The organism is Mucilaginibacter sp. P4_D1 (assembly GCF_056401935.1).
Genome location: NZ_JBFUIJ010000029.1, coordinates 26,716 through 40,020, shown reverse-complemented (window position 1 = coordinate 40,020; position 13,305 = coordinate 26,716). Strand labels below are relative to the sequence as shown.

15 protein-coding genes are annotated in these 13,305 nt (G+C 42.9%); 8 read left to right on the top strand and 7 right to left on the bottom strand.

Annotated features, from left to right (window positions below; all coding sequences use genetic code 11):
* Window positions 1–62: 62 nt before the first annotated feature.
* Together AC1DV1_RS21165 and AC1DV1_RS21160 are read right to left on the bottom strand one after the other, a co-directional pair.
* Window positions 63–707: an NAD(P)-dependent oxidoreductase gene (locus AC1DV1_RS21165; RefSeq protein ID WP_477362998.1), complete on the bottom strand. Its 645-nt coding sequence runs from the start codon at window positions 705–707 to the stop codon at window positions 63–65.
* A gap of 54 nt (window positions 708–761) precedes the next feature.
* Window positions 762–1,169 (bottom strand): Rrf2 family transcriptional regulator, encoded by a 408-nt coding sequence (locus tag AC1DV1_RS21160; RefSeq protein ID WP_477362994.1) that lies wholly within the window; start codon window positions 1,167–1,169, stop codon window positions 762–764.
* A 200-nt stretch (window positions 1,170–1,369) separates the two neighbouring features.
* On the opposite strand from AC1DV1_RS21160, the gene AC1DV1_RS21155 reads away from it, so the two are divergent.
* Together AC1DV1_RS21155 and AC1DV1_RS21150 are read left to right on the top strand one after the other, a co-directional pair.
* Window positions 1,370–2,227, top strand: coding sequence for a DUF4261 domain-containing protein (locus tag AC1DV1_RS21155; RefSeq protein ID WP_477362991.1), 858 nt, complete (start codon window positions 1,370–1,372; stop codon window positions 2,225–2,227).
* 253 nt (window positions 2,228–2,480) lie between these two features.
* Entirely contained in the window at window positions 2,481–2,822 is a 342-nt protein-coding gene (locus AC1DV1_RS21150; RefSeq protein ID WP_477362988.1) for a helix-turn-helix domain-containing protein, read from the top strand.
* A 28-nt stretch (window positions 2,823–2,850) separates the two neighbouring features.
* On the opposite strand, the gene AC1DV1_RS21145 is transcribed toward AC1DV1_RS21150, so the two are convergent.
* The 5 genes from AC1DV1_RS21145 to AC1DV1_RS21125 all read right to left on the bottom strand — a co-directional run bounded on the left by AC1DV1_RS21145 (window position 2,851) and on the right by AC1DV1_RS21125 (window position 8,478).
* Window positions 2,851–3,969 carry a GNAT family N-acetyltransferase gene (locus AC1DV1_RS21145; RefSeq protein WP_477362985.1) on the bottom strand — a complete coding sequence of 373 codons (1,119 nt, stop codon included), beginning with the start codon at window positions 3,967–3,969 and terminating at the stop codon, window positions 2,851–2,853.
* Window positions 3,970–4,045: 76 nt separating this feature from the next.
* Window positions 4,046–4,240 (bottom strand): hypothetical protein, encoded by a 195-nt coding sequence (locus tag AC1DV1_RS21140; RefSeq protein ID WP_477362982.1) that lies wholly within the window; start codon window positions 4,238–4,240, stop codon window positions 4,046–4,048.
* 139 nt (window positions 4,241–4,379) lie between these two features.
* A complete protein-coding gene (scpB, locus tag AC1DV1_RS21135) occupies window positions 4,380–4,931 on the bottom strand; it encodes an SMC-Scp complex subunit ScpB (protein WP_477362979.1) in 552 nt (183 codons plus the stop codon).
* A gap of 75 nt (window positions 4,932–5,006) precedes the next feature.
* Entirely contained in the window at window positions 5,007–6,131 is a 1,125-nt protein-coding gene (gene mqnC / locus AC1DV1_RS21130) for a cyclic dehypoxanthinyl futalosine synthase (protein ID WP_477362976.1), read from the bottom strand.
* 349 nt (window positions 6,132–6,480) lie between these two features.
* Entirely contained in the window at window positions 6,481–8,478 is a 1,998-nt protein-coding gene (locus AC1DV1_RS21125; protein WP_477362973.1) for a M1 family metallopeptidase, read from the bottom strand.
* 142 nt (window positions 8,479–8,620) lie between these two features.
* Here AC1DV1_RS21125 and AC1DV1_RS21120 point away from each other — a divergent pair, with 142 nt between their 5' ends.
* The 6 genes from AC1DV1_RS21120 to AC1DV1_RS21095 all read left to right on the top strand — a co-directional run bounded on the left by AC1DV1_RS21120 (window position 8,621) and on the right by AC1DV1_RS21095 (window position 13,222).
* On the top strand, window positions 8,621–9,187 hold the full coding sequence (locus tag AC1DV1_RS21120) for a hypothetical protein (protein ID WP_477362970.1): 567 nt from the start codon (window positions 8,621–8,623) through the stop codon (window positions 9,185–9,187).
* 12 nt (window positions 9,188–9,199) lie between these two features.
* Window positions 9,200–9,940 carry a carboxypeptidase-like regulatory domain-containing protein gene (locus AC1DV1_RS21115; RefSeq protein ID WP_477362967.1) on the top strand — a complete coding sequence of 247 codons (741 nt, stop codon included), beginning with the start codon at window positions 9,200–9,202 and terminating at the stop codon, window positions 9,938–9,940.
* Window positions 9,941–10,029: 89 nt separating this feature from the next.
* Entirely contained in the window at window positions 10,030–10,752 is a 723-nt protein-coding gene (locus AC1DV1_RS21110; protein ID WP_477362964.1) for a carboxypeptidase-like regulatory domain-containing protein, read from the top strand.
* A gap of 22 nt (window positions 10,753–10,774) precedes the next feature.
* The gene (locus AC1DV1_RS21105; protein ID WP_477362961.1) at window positions 10,775–11,524 is read left to right on the top strand and encodes a prolipoprotein diacylglyceryl transferase; all 750 of its coding nucleotides are present in this window, start codon (window positions 10,775–10,777) and stop codon (window positions 11,522–11,524) included.
* Window positions 11,517–12,914, top strand: a complete 1,398-nt coding sequence (locus AC1DV1_RS21100; protein ID WP_477362958.1) for a radical SAM protein — start codon at window positions 11,517–11,519, stop codon at window positions 12,912–12,914. Before AC1DV1_RS21105 ends, AC1DV1_RS21100 begins: the two co-directional genes overlap by 8 nt.
* Entirely contained in the window at window positions 12,911–13,222 is a 312-nt protein-coding gene (locus AC1DV1_RS21095; RefSeq protein ID WP_477362955.1) for a hypothetical protein, read from the top strand. The genes AC1DV1_RS21100 and AC1DV1_RS21095 overlap by 4 nt, the downstream gene beginning before the upstream one ends.
* The last annotated feature ends 83 nt before the right edge of the window (window positions 13,223–13,305 follow it).

Here is a 13,305-nt window from a genome sequence, read left to right as displayed (position 1 = left end):
GTCGAATTAAAGAATTCTAAAAATTCCATAATTCGATGAATTCTGGTTCAGACAAATTTTACCTAATACCCCAACGTAAACCTTCTTTTTACAAACTGGTTGTTTTCCAGTTCGTCAAGTATAGCAACGGCCATGTCTTCTACACTGATATCTGCATGGCCGGCTTCATCAAATACGGGTTCATCGGTACCTAAGCGGAATTTTCCGGTGCGCTCGCCCGGGTGCAGGTTGATGGCGGGGCTTAAAAATGTCCAGTCAAGGTCTTCTTCTTTTTTAAGGATGTTTAGGTAATCGCGGGCTGCGGTGGCACCTGCTTTCCACTCGGCCGGGAATTGAGGGGTATCAACCAACTGTAAACCTGGAGCAGCGTATAAGCTGCCCGCACCGCCAATAACCAATAAACGTTTTACGCCCGATTGTTTTACAGCCTGTTGAATAAGTTCTGATCCTTTCAGGAAATCGTTATACAGATTTGGATTGGCCCAGCCTGCGTTAAACGAGCTCACTACGGCGTCGTGGCCCTCAAGTGCAGCTGCAAGCTTATCGGTGTCAAAAATATCAACAGCAACGGTTGTAAGCTTATCGCTGTTAACTTCAATAGTTTGAGGATTGCGGGCTATGGCAGTTACATCGTATCCGCGTGTCAAAGCCTCGGCTAATACTGCTTTGCCTACAAAGCCGGTTGCGCCTATCAGTGCTAATTTCATAATTGTTGTTTTTTATATTGTAATTTAATTTGTTACAGTTTTGTGTAAATTTTTTTACTCGAATTTGCTGCTGAAATCAGCCAGTGTCATTGTTTTTAGTTTGTTAAAAATGGTGGTATCAACCTCTTCGGCCAAATCATCCAGGTGTTGGCTTATTTGCTTCCCTATTGAGCATGCCGGGTTAGGCTTATTTTTTGCCTGGCCCAGGGCTGGTGCAACTTTTACGGCTCTGTACACATCGCTGAAGGAAATTTTATCGGGCGGCAGGGCCAAACTATAGCCACCGGATTTACCTTCTTTACTGGCTATTAAACCGTATTTGCGCAGGTTGCTAATTTCTTTACGTACCAACACAGGATTGATATTGATGCTGCCGGCAATATAATCAGACGACAAAAGCTCGCCCGGCTGCGCATTAAGCAGGGTAAGGATATGTACTGCTATCTGAAATTGTCCGTTCATCTGTAATTTTAATTATTACAGTACAAAGGTAGTTTGTTAATTTAAAAACCAAACTATGTTTAACTGTTATTTTTTTAATTACAGTTTTGTGATAATTCGCCGTTTACCTCGGACACTAAAATCATTTACGGGAAGCTTTGCTTATATTGTGCCACCTGAATTGCCGTTAGGACAGGTAAACCGAACCACTTTAATTTTTTATGGGCCTATTTAACATTTTTAAAAAGAAACCTGCTCCACCGGCGAATGAGCCGGCAGCTGGATTGCAGCGTTTAGAGAATCCGCCTGAATTGTTGATGTTTAAATTGCTTTTTATTGATAAGCCGGAGCTTAATTTTAATAAAATATTAACCGAAGCGAAAGCGTATTTCACAAACATCGAGGGCTCGGAGAATGAGAACTCTTTTTTGTTTTCTTTCCCTGGTGTTAAGATTGAGTTGGCAGACGCAATTATAGATGCACAATGTATTATAGCCCAAAACGAAAATGTAAGCTTGCCCGAAACTGCTTTTCAGCAAAACTGGAATTGGCAGGAGGCTAATGAGGTGGCCAATGAATGTAAATACGAAGTATTGGTTACCGATATGTTTTCGCGAACCCTTGAATATAAGCAAAGGGTAAATTGGTTTATGAACTTTTTGGTGGCTGTAACCAGGGCCACTAAACCCGATGCTATTTACTCTTTTCATGGCCAAAAAATAATTAAGCCTACCGATTTGATACTTAAATGGGATAGTGCAGAAAAAGAGGTTTTATACAGCATATGTAACGTAAGGCTTTATAACATAAGCGATTCGACGGAAGGTGAATTACTGATGGATACCATTGGGCTTCATTCACTTGGTTTACCTGATTTTCAGGTGAGGTTTGTGGATTTTGAGGCTAGCGAAGTTGCCGGGTTGTTATGGAATTACGCTTATTATATTTACGACTACGGAGATGTGATAGAAAACGGGAATACGCTGGAAGGTACTATAGCCGGCACCAAATGGAAATGCGAAAGAACTGTATCGCCCCTTGATCCGGAGCGGGTTATTGTCAACGTGCAGCCTAACTAAATTTCATGTTAACTAAGCTGACACAAGCAGCGTATTTTACAAGTTTGAACATTGATTATCAGCTAGGCATTGATGTTAAAAAAAGGATGAATGAAACTTGCTTAGCGACCTGTAACGCAGGTRATTGCGATTTATTTTGTCTGTTTGCGTTTTTAAATAAAATATTGTGCAAATTAGTTGATAATTAGCGTGATAATAAATATTATTGCAAGGTAATTAACTTTTGCGAAACCTTTACAATTATTGAATTCACATGAAAACACTTGGAAAAAAAATCAGACTATTACGTCATCAAAAAGGGTGGAGCCAGGAGGATGTTGCAAAACGGTTAGATATTTCCATTCCCGCTTTCTCGAAGATCGAGACAGGAATTACTGACATTAATTTATCGAGGCTTGAACAAATAGCAACTTTGTTCGAAATGTCGGTAGTTCAGCTACTTACGTTTAATGATTCCGATCAGGATCAAAAATTTGTTAACGAATTAGAAACAGTTAACAAACGTTTAATGGATCGTGAAACCGAAGTTATCGATCTGCAGAAAAAGGTGATTGAGCTGTTTGAAGAGCTTAGGCACTCAAAAGCTACCGCATAAATTTAAACCCGGCTGCAACCGGGTTTGGTTAAAATGTACAACGCATTGTTAAATGTTTTTTGCCAAATGTAGCCCCCACGGCCGCATGAATGGCAATCATTTTCTCATTAAAATCTCCAACCCAGGACAATTCCAGTTCGTCGTATTGTTTTAAAGGCAAAACGTATTCTTTAAGCTTAATAAATATCGCCGATTCCAGGCCGTGTTTCTGGTATTTTTGCTTGGTACCCATTACTATCGCCCGCATACGCGATACGCCTTTCCGACGGTAATATAAAAATTTAAGCTTACCAATTAGGTCGAGTTTGCCGTTTACAGGTTTAAGCATTTGGTTAGCATCTGGCAAAATGATAACAAATGCAGCCGGTTCATCATCGATGTAGGCAAACCAGATGAGTTTCTCGTCCATCAGCGGCTTCATTTTTTTAAAGCTTTCGGCAATGGTAGCCTGGGTAATTGGAACAAAGTTTTCAAAATCCTGCCAGGCATCGTTATAAATCTCGATAAAGTCGGCAGCAAACTTCTCCATTTTCTTTATCTCGAAGTGCCTGAAATCGTACCCCGGCTTTTTGATAACCCAATTGGCAATTTTTGTAAACCGCTCAGAAAAAGGCTTGTTTACATCCAGGTGATTGGTGATTTGCTCGTACAGTGTTTTAAAACCATAATCTTCAAAAAATGCCCGGTAGTATGGAAAATTATAGTTCATGCCGTAGGAGGGGTGAGTGAAACCCTCTACCAGCAGTCCCCAAAAATTATCATTCTCGCCAAAATTGATAGGCCCGTCCATGGCTTGCATGCCATTATCCTGTAACCACTTTTTTGCGGTATCAAATAACAGGAAAGCAGCCTTTTTATCGTTGATGCATTCAAAAAAGCCCATGCCACCGGTTGGCTGCTCATAATGGTAGGCTTTTTTATTATTGATGAAGGCAGCAACACGGCCGATTATCTTGCCGTTATCATCGGCCAGAATCCAGCGGGTGCACTTGCCATCCTGGTGGAAGTTGTTTTTTGCCGGATCAAATACCGCTTCAATATCATTATCCAGTGGGCAAACCCAGTTTTTGTCGTCCTTGTACAACGTACGTGCAAGGTTTAAAAATGCTTTTTTTGATGCTTTATCTTTTACTTCGGTTATAATCATAGGAGGGCTAAATATAAAAAAAGCATTCAGGGCATGTGCTGAATGCTTTACAAATAGAGCTATGTATCGTCAACGATTAAAAATCGTCGTCATCGTCATCATCGAATGAATCATAACCTCTGCCCAGATCGTCGTCTAAAGGCCCATCAAAATCATCATCATCGTCCTCAACTTTTTTCTTTTTAGGGTCGAGACTCAGATCGTCATCGTCATCAAGGTCGTCATCAGAATTGTCGATCTTCTTAGTGGTTGGTTTTTTTGGCGCTCCCATTGTAATGGATTTTATTTGTAAAACTTTGTCAATAATACTTTAAATCGGTCAAAAAGCAGGAATTTTTTTAAAGCTTTTATTTCCCGTTTCAATAGTAAAAATAATCAAAATCATTTTTATTAAAAACATGAAATAAAAATTATTCTGTTTGTTCGCCAATGGCTACGGATGTGCTTGTAAAATCCTTAATCTGAGGTAATTCCTGTATGCTGTTGATTCCAAAATAATCCATGAAAAGGCCGCTGGTGCCATATAATATGGGTTTTCCGAGCGCTTCCGACTTCCCGGTTATAGCTATCAGCTCTTTTTCGAGCAGTTTTTGGATCGAATAATCGCAGTTTACACCACGGATTTGTTCTACATCGGTTTTGGTTACCGGCTGTTTATACGCAATAATGGCAAGGGTTTCCAATGCGGCCTGGCTCAATCTTTTTTTAGATCGTTGTAATTGCAATAAATTGATGACAGGGTGGTATTGTTTTTTGGTGAAAAACTGGTAGCCGTTACCAACTTTTACCAATTCGATAGCCAGGTTATCGTCGCTATATTTTAGTTCGATGGCTTTTAGACTCTCGTTCACTTCATCGGCTGTAAAATCGCGTTCAAAAGCAGCCTGAAGGCAATACATGATCTCTTCCAACCGTATACCTTGTTCAGATGCGAAGATGAGTGCCTCTATATGTTTTTCCATGAGTTGTGAGTTGCAAGTTATGAGTTGTGAGTAATAAACAGATATACTTAAAACTCAAAACTCATCACTCAAAACTTAATAATCAATAACTTGTTCCTCAATTTCAACTGGTATGTCGCGCCAGTCGTATTTTTGGGTGCGCAGTTGGGGTTCAAAACCAGCTTCTTTGATTGAATCCTGGATGCCTTTGGCTGTAAACCTATGTGGTGCGCCTGCGGCGGATACCACGTTTTCTTCTATCATGATCGATCCAAAATCATTAGCACCTGCATGTAAGCACAATTGGGCCACTTGTTTACCAACGGTAAGCCATGAGGCCTGTATGTTTTTAACATTAGGCAGCATAATGCGGCTTAAGGCAATCATGCGGATGTATTCATCGCCGGTTACATTATTGGTGATACCACGAACTTTACGTAATAGCGTGCCATCGTCCTGGAAAGGCCAGGGTATAAAGGCTACAAACCCATAATGACCATCCGGCTTTTCGGATTGTACCTCGCGGATCCAAACCAGGTGCTCAAAGCGTTCTTCGATGGTTTCAATATGGCCAAACATCATGGTTGCAGATGTAGGCAGGTTAAGCTGATGGGCTGCACGCATTACATCCAGCCACTCCTTGCCGCCGCATTTACCTTTTGATATCAGGCGGCGTACACGGTCGTTCAGTATCTCGGCGCCTGCACCGGGTAGTGAATCTAACCCAGACTCTTTCATCACCCTGAGTACATCTATGTGGCTCATATTCTCCAGTTTAGCTACGTGCGCTATTTCCGGCGGGCCTAAAGAGTGCAGTTTTAACTTTGGATATAGCTGTTTCAGTTCGCTGAACAGATCGGTATAAAATTTAAGCCCTAAGTCGGGGTGGTGACCACCCTGTAGCAGCAACTGATCGCCGCCGTAGCGGAAAGTTTCTTCTATCTTCTTTTTGTAGGTTTCAATATCAGTAATGTAGCTATCCTCGTGGCCGGGCCTGCGAAAAAAGTTACAAAACTTGCAATTGGCTATGCATACGTTGGTAGTATTAACATTACGATCAATTTGCCAGGTAACCTTACCATGCGGAACCTGCTTTTTACGCAATTCGTTGGCCGTGTACATTAAATCGGCAGTAGGCGCATTATTATATAGATAAACCCCTTCTTCCCGGGTTAAAAAATCAAACCGCAAAGCGCGTTGCAACAGATCGGCTGTGTTCATATAGCAAAGATAAGCTTTACCTTATTAATTGTTTAACGTTGAGGTAAGATTGACAAATTTATGATAGCCTCCGGAGGCTACTATGTGTACACATCTTTTTAGAAATCGTATCATTAAACAAAAAAGTTGTCATTTCGAACGAACCAGAAGTGGCTTGCGCGCAGGGGGGAGGAGAAATCTTATACGCCCTGCATTCCGGCAGGCTGGTTGCGAAGCAAATCGTACAGGATTTCTCCTCACGCCAACGCCCCAATCCCTCCCTGGTTCGTTCGAAATGACATTTTCTTTTATTAAAAAAGATGTGTACACACAGTAATCCCTAAAGGGCGAATTTTAAGTTGCTCCCCCTTCAGGGGGCTGGGGGGCTCACTTTTACACTATTATTCCCCCTGTTCAAATCAGGTAAAGCATTATCCGGGTCGATGGAAACGCTTTCAACATCTTTGTCGTCGGGGAGGATTACCGTTACTACTTTGCGCTGCATCCAGGTTTCAACAGGCAAATAGTGGCGTTTTTTGCTGCCGTCTTTATATTTTAATTCTACAGTGAAAGGCATCGGCAACTGCTCTTTACTCACAACGGTTATTTTTACGCCTTTGGTAGCATTACTGCCTACGTTTTGGGCTGCTGTAATGGCTATGTCGCTTACCCAGTTGTTATAAAACCAGCCTTTCCAAAACCAGGAAAGATCTTCGCCGGCGCCGCTTTCCATCGAGCGGAAAAAGTCGTCGGGCTGTGGGTGCTTAAATGCCCATTTACTGATGTAGTTGCGGAAGGCATAGTCAAACCGATCCTTACCCAGTATCTGTTCGCGCAGCAAAACCAGGCCAAATGCGGGTTTAAAGTAAACCAGTGGGTGGCGATATTTTTCGGGTGTAGCATCTGCAGCCGTCATGATAGGCGGCGATGCAGGGTCGTTCAAAATCGGGATGATCTCATCGGCGGGATTGCCGCCGCCGGGCGCATATTCTCCATCGCGCTTAGGGGCGTATTCACCTTTGTTAAATTCCTCCGATGCGTAGATATCTATAAAGGTGTTAAAGCCCTCGTCCATCCAGCCAAAACGGCGCTCGTCTGATCCTACGATCATCGGGAACCAGTTATGGCCTATTTCGTGCGCGGTTACCCAGTATAACTCGTTGCCTTTATCGGTAATGCCGTCAAACACAATACCCGGATACTCCATGCCGCCGGCAATACCGGCTTCGTTAATGGCAACGGGGTAGGGGTACACAAACCATTTTTCAGAAAAATACTCTATCGATTTTTTAAGGTATTCGGTAGCACGGTCCCAGGCATTGGGGCCAACACTCTCGGCCGGGTAAACCGACATGGCCAACGATTTTTTGCCGCCCGGCAAATTAACCCTTGCCGCATCCCAAACGTAAGCTTTTGATGCGCCGAAGGCCACATCGCGGGTGTTTATCATCTTGTAATGCCACGTAAGTGTGCCTTTGTTAACAGGGCGACTTGCAGGATCAGTAACCTCGGCAAGGGTGCGTATCATTACCGTTTTATCGCTTGCGCGGGCGGCATCAAGGCGGGCAATTTGTTTGGCCGTTAAAACTTCTTTTGGGTTTACCAACTCGCCCGAACCGGCTACTATCATATCCCATGGTACGGTAACCTGGTAATCAAAATCGCCATAATCTAAATAAAACTCGCCAGCGCCCAAAAATGGCAGGGTATCCCAGCCACGGCTATCATCATATACGCACATGCGCGGAAACCATTGGGCTATCTCGTAAATCGTTCCGTTTTTGGTGTTTACATAATCGGTACGGTTACCAAAGTCGCCCGGGATGGTATAATGGTAGTTAATCCGCAACTTTATAGAGCCTTTACCCAAAGCATGCGGCAAACGCACCTGCATGCGGGTATCGGTGATTACGTAAGGCACCTTCTCAAGTAAATCGCCATAATCTAATGCCACCGACTCGATGGTATAACCCGTGGTATGTTGATCTGGCCCCGGCACACGACCGGTGAAAAAGTTAGAGCGCGCCTCCTTTTTATAGGTATTTTGATCTAATTGCAACCACAAGTACTGTAAAGCATCGGGACTGTTGTTTATGTAGAGTATACTTACCGTGCCGCTGATGGTTTTGCTTGCGGTATCTAAAGCTACGTTTATAGTATAATTGGCCCGGTTTTGCCAGTATTTAGGACCGGGTTCGCCATTGGCCGAGTGGAATTCGTTGCCCTTATCGGTATAAAACTGCGGCGAAAATAAGGCGGCCGGATTGTAGTTGGATGTGGTATCGCCGGGGCTAACTTTTGTTTTTTGTGCCTGGGAATTGACAGCTAAAAGTGCGAATAGGCCGAAGCCTAAAAATTTAATTTTCATGAGGGTCAGTTAAAGGCAGCAATATACAAATGCTGGCCGGGAATTTTATTTGACAATAAAAAAGATGCAAGAAATTTCAAAAAAAGTACAAAGCGTTTATGGAAAAGTTTAATTAACTGCATCCTGTAGCAAAAAGATTGAAATGACGCGCACCAAAAGCATTAATATCACCAAACCGTGTCATGAGTTATGGCAACAGATGATGCCGGTTGAAGGTGGCCGGCACTGCCAAAGTTGTTGTAAAATGGTTATTGATTTTTCGGCGATGACGGATGCCCAAATAATTGGCTACCTGGGCAGGCAAAGCAACTTATGCGGGCGGTTTGAGGATGGCCAATTGGTCCGGATAAATCAACAACTTCAAGAAAAGCCGACGCCATTTATCTTTTTTAAAAGGATGGGCCTTGCGGCGGCTGTTTTGATGGCAATACCCTTTGCCGGGGCAAATGCGCAAAAGAAACACAAAACAGAGCAAGCCGCCGTACGGCTAAAGCACCGGGATACGTTACTTATGCAACCTAAACATTTAACTCCTGCTGATATAAATATCAATCCGGTGGCAACGGCAGTAAAAGATGGCGATTTGCAACTGGCATATGTCGCTAGCGGCCTTTCGGGTAGGGTTGGTGGCGTAACGGTTGTTGGCTTCAAGAAACCTGCAATTGTGCGTGTCTGGATTTCGATATATGATATGCTTCGCGAATATTAAAATTTAACCATTATGAATACTATCCAAAACATCAACATACCTAAACCCTGTCACCAATCGTGGCAGCAAATGATGCCTGCCGAAAGTGGCAGGCACTGCGCCCAATGTTGTAAAACTGTTACCGATTTTACAACCATGACCAATAGCCAGGTTATTGCTTACCTAAGCAATACAAACAATGTTTGCGGCAGGTTTAATGAGCAACAGTTAACTAACCTCAATTATCAGTTTAGTGCTTATACCCCGGCAACGGCTGCAAGCGGATGGAAAAGGCTGGCTGTGATAATGGGCATAGCAAGTTTTGCCTTATCATTTAAAGCTGTAGCACAAAATAAACCGGCTATAACAGTGCAAGTTCCTAAGCCAACGGGCAACGCAGACAGTTTTATGTTGGGCAAGGTAGCGATAACCAATGCTGCTGAAACCAGGGTAATTACCGGGCGCATATATGACGACCAAAACTTGTTTATGCCGGGTGTCAGCGTCAAAATACCATCGGGGGTAACAGGTACTACAACCGATACAGCCGGTAAATTCAGGCTAACCATACCGGCAGACACAAAACACGTACAGGTTTCATTGATAGGATACAAAACGCTGCTGGTTGACATTTGTGCGGATGAAAATTACCAGGTAAAACTTACTGCCGAGCAATATGCCTGGCTGGGCGAGGTAGTGGTAACCAGAACGCCCCTTATCAAACGGATTTATTACAAATGCATTAAAAGGCCGATACGGAAGATATTTAATTAATGTTAACCTTATTCATGAAAAGTGTTATTGTTTTTATCTTTAAGTCAATTATCACAACAAAAAATCCAGTTTAAATTCATCCTTTACACATGTCGTTGGTAAAAAGTATCAGTATTCATAAACCCTGCCATGAGCAATGGGATCAAATGATGGAAGTTGCTGACGGTCGTTATTGTATGAATTGCCGTAAAACAGTGGCCGATTTTACAGTAATGAGCAATGCCGATGTTATTGCTTTTCTCGGCAGCAATGGCAATGTTTGCGGCCGGTTTAACAAAACTCAATTACAACAGATCAATCGCGAAATCGGGCGTGGTACAAACTACAGCAGTTTGTGGAGGAAAACACTGGCAGCGGCTTCCTTTATGGGTTTAATCCCCTTTGTAAGGGCAGAAGCAAAATATAAAACACCTATAGAACAACTTTCTACAACAGTCTGCAAAAATAAGCCGAAAGTTGTTGTTGATACTACAGGCTKGATTGTTTTAAAAGGGCATGTGACTGCAAAAGATGATACCTTGCCTATTCCGGGCGCCAATATTCAATTAAACGATAAAACCCTTGGCACATCAACAGGTATCAACGGTGATTTTAAATTGATAGTCCCCTCATCGGCAGATAGCCTTATTGTTTCGTTTATTGGATATAAAACGCAAGGATTTAAAATAGGGGGATCACCCAATAATTTTTATAATGTTGCAATGGAAGCTGACCCTGCGTTTGCTAACCAGGTTGATGTTGTAGCCGGAGGTATCTCTGTAAGATATTCTTTTACCCATCGCCTATGGCGTAAAATAAAAAGGATATTTTAGGGCTTTACTAAATATCATCCTTTTGCACTTCCCCGTAAACATCCCCATAGGCAAATCATCCATCCCCGTACATTTTGTGTGCGAAACGCTGGCTTATTTTTTAGGCTACCGCCACTATGCCTGGCTGCGCCGGAATACCAACGACCAAATTAATAACGAAAACCGGCTTATTATTTTTATCGGCGCGGCATTTGGTGCTTTTGTAGGCTCGCATGTAGTTGGCGTTTTGGAGAACCCTGCGCTGCTGCCAAAGTTCAACCTTATTTATTTTATGGGTAACAAAACCATCGTAGGCGGAATGCTTGGCGGATTGATAGGGGTAGAGCTTACCAAGAAGAAAATAGGTGTAACCGCGTCGTCCGGCGATTTAATGGTTTACCCGCTGATGCTGGCCATGATTATCGGCCGTACAGGTTGTTTCCTGGCGGGATTGGAAGATGGTACTTACGGCGTAGCCTCAAACCTGCCCTGGGCTATTAACTTTGGCGACGGTATCCGCAGGCATCCCACAAACCTTTACGAGATTGTGTTTTGGATTTTGCTTTGGCTCATTTTAAAGCTGATTGAAGGGCGGCATCAGTTCACAGATGGCTCAAAATTTAAAGTTTTTATAGTAAGTTACCTGCTGATCAGGTTTTTGGATGAGTTTATTAAGCCCGATTACTTTTTTAGTTTTGGGCTTTCGGTAATTCAGTTAGTTTGTTTGGCGGGTATTTTGTATTATTATAAAGTATTTATACACCCATCTAAACTGATAAAAACCGATGCCTGAACGCCCATATATATACTATGATTTTACCCTGAGCATTTGCTCCACCTGCCTACGCCGGGTCGATGCCAAAATTGTGTTTGAGGACGACAAGGTGTTCATGCTTAAAAACTGCCGCCAGCATGGTTTCGAAAAAGTACTGATAGCCACCGATATTGAGTATTATAAAAACTGCCGCAATTATGCCAAGCGCAGCGAAATGCCGCTCAAATTCAACGCCAAAACGCATTATGGCTGCCCTTATGATTGCGGCCTGTGCCAGGATCATGAACAGCACTCCTGTCTCACCGTAGTTGAGGTTACAGATAGGTGCAATTTAAGCTGCCCCACCTGCTACGCCATGTCGTCGCCAAGCTATGGCCGTCATCGTACTTTGCAGGAGATTGAGCAGATGCTGGACGTGATTGTAGAAAACGAAGGCAAACCCGATGTGGTACAGATAAGCGGCGGAGAGCCAACAGTGCACCCACAGTTTTTTGAGATATTGGACATAGCCAAAACAAAGCCCATTAAACACCTGATGCTGAATACCAACGGCATCCGCATAGCCAAGGACGAAAACTTTGTAAAGCGCCTGGCTACCTATATGCCCGATTTTGAGATTTACCTGCAATTTGATTCTTTTAAAAAAGAAGCTTTGGAACAATTACGCGGCGAAGATTTGCGCGAGGTACGCTCAAAGGCTATAGAGCACCTGAATAAATACAACCTGTCAACTACTTTGGTTGTAACCCTGCAAAAAGGATTGAATACCGACGAGATAGGCCAGATTATTGAATATGCCCTGAAACAGCCCTGCATCCGTGGGGTAACCTTCCAACCAACACAGCAGGCCGGCAGGTTGGAGAATTTTAATGAGCAAACAGATCGTTACACGCTAACTGAGGTGCGCACTGCCATACTGGAGCAAACCAATATCTTCAATAAAAACGACCTGATCCCGGTACCTTGCAACCCCGACGCGCTGGTAATGGCCTACGCCTTAAAACTGGGCGACCAGGTGTTCCCGCTCACCCGGATGATAAACCCGGATGATTTGCTTGATAATTCCAAAAATACTATTGTATACGAGCAGGACGAACAACTGAAAGGGCATTTGCTCAATATGTTTAGCACCGGTAATTCGGTTGAAAAAGCTAAAGAGCACCTGCATTCGATATTATGCTGCCTGCCCGAAATTGACGCGCCAAGCCTGAGTTACGATAACCTGTTTAGGGTAATTATTATGCAATTCATCGATGCCCATAATTTTGACGTACGCGCCATCAAAAAATCATGCGTGCACATCGTAAACAAGGATATGCAGATCATTCCCTTTGAAACCATGAATATTTTTTATCGGGATGATAAACGGGAATATTTAGAACAGTTACGAAATGAAATAATAGTATGATGGAAGGTAACAGTCAGGAAGACAAAGTACAGCCGAAAAACGATACCGCAGGCGGAAACAAAGACAACCCTTTCCCTGGCATTGGAATTTTAGGTATCAACCTGGTGATCCTGATAATTTATACCGTGCTATGCAAAATGGGAAACAGTATAGAAAGTCTGTCATTAGAAGCTCTTATCATTGGTTTACAGGTTTTTGTTTGCATTATTATGGCTATAGTAAAAAGAAGCGGCATGTGGTTACTAAGTGGTTTCCTTGTTTTGATTATCGGGTTTTCTACCTGTGTGGGAATAGAAGGTATGCGATAAAAAGGTATTATAACGAAAGTAAAGTAACCTGCGTTAATTAATGCACTGTGGTATCTACAACAACTACGAAATGAAATAATAGC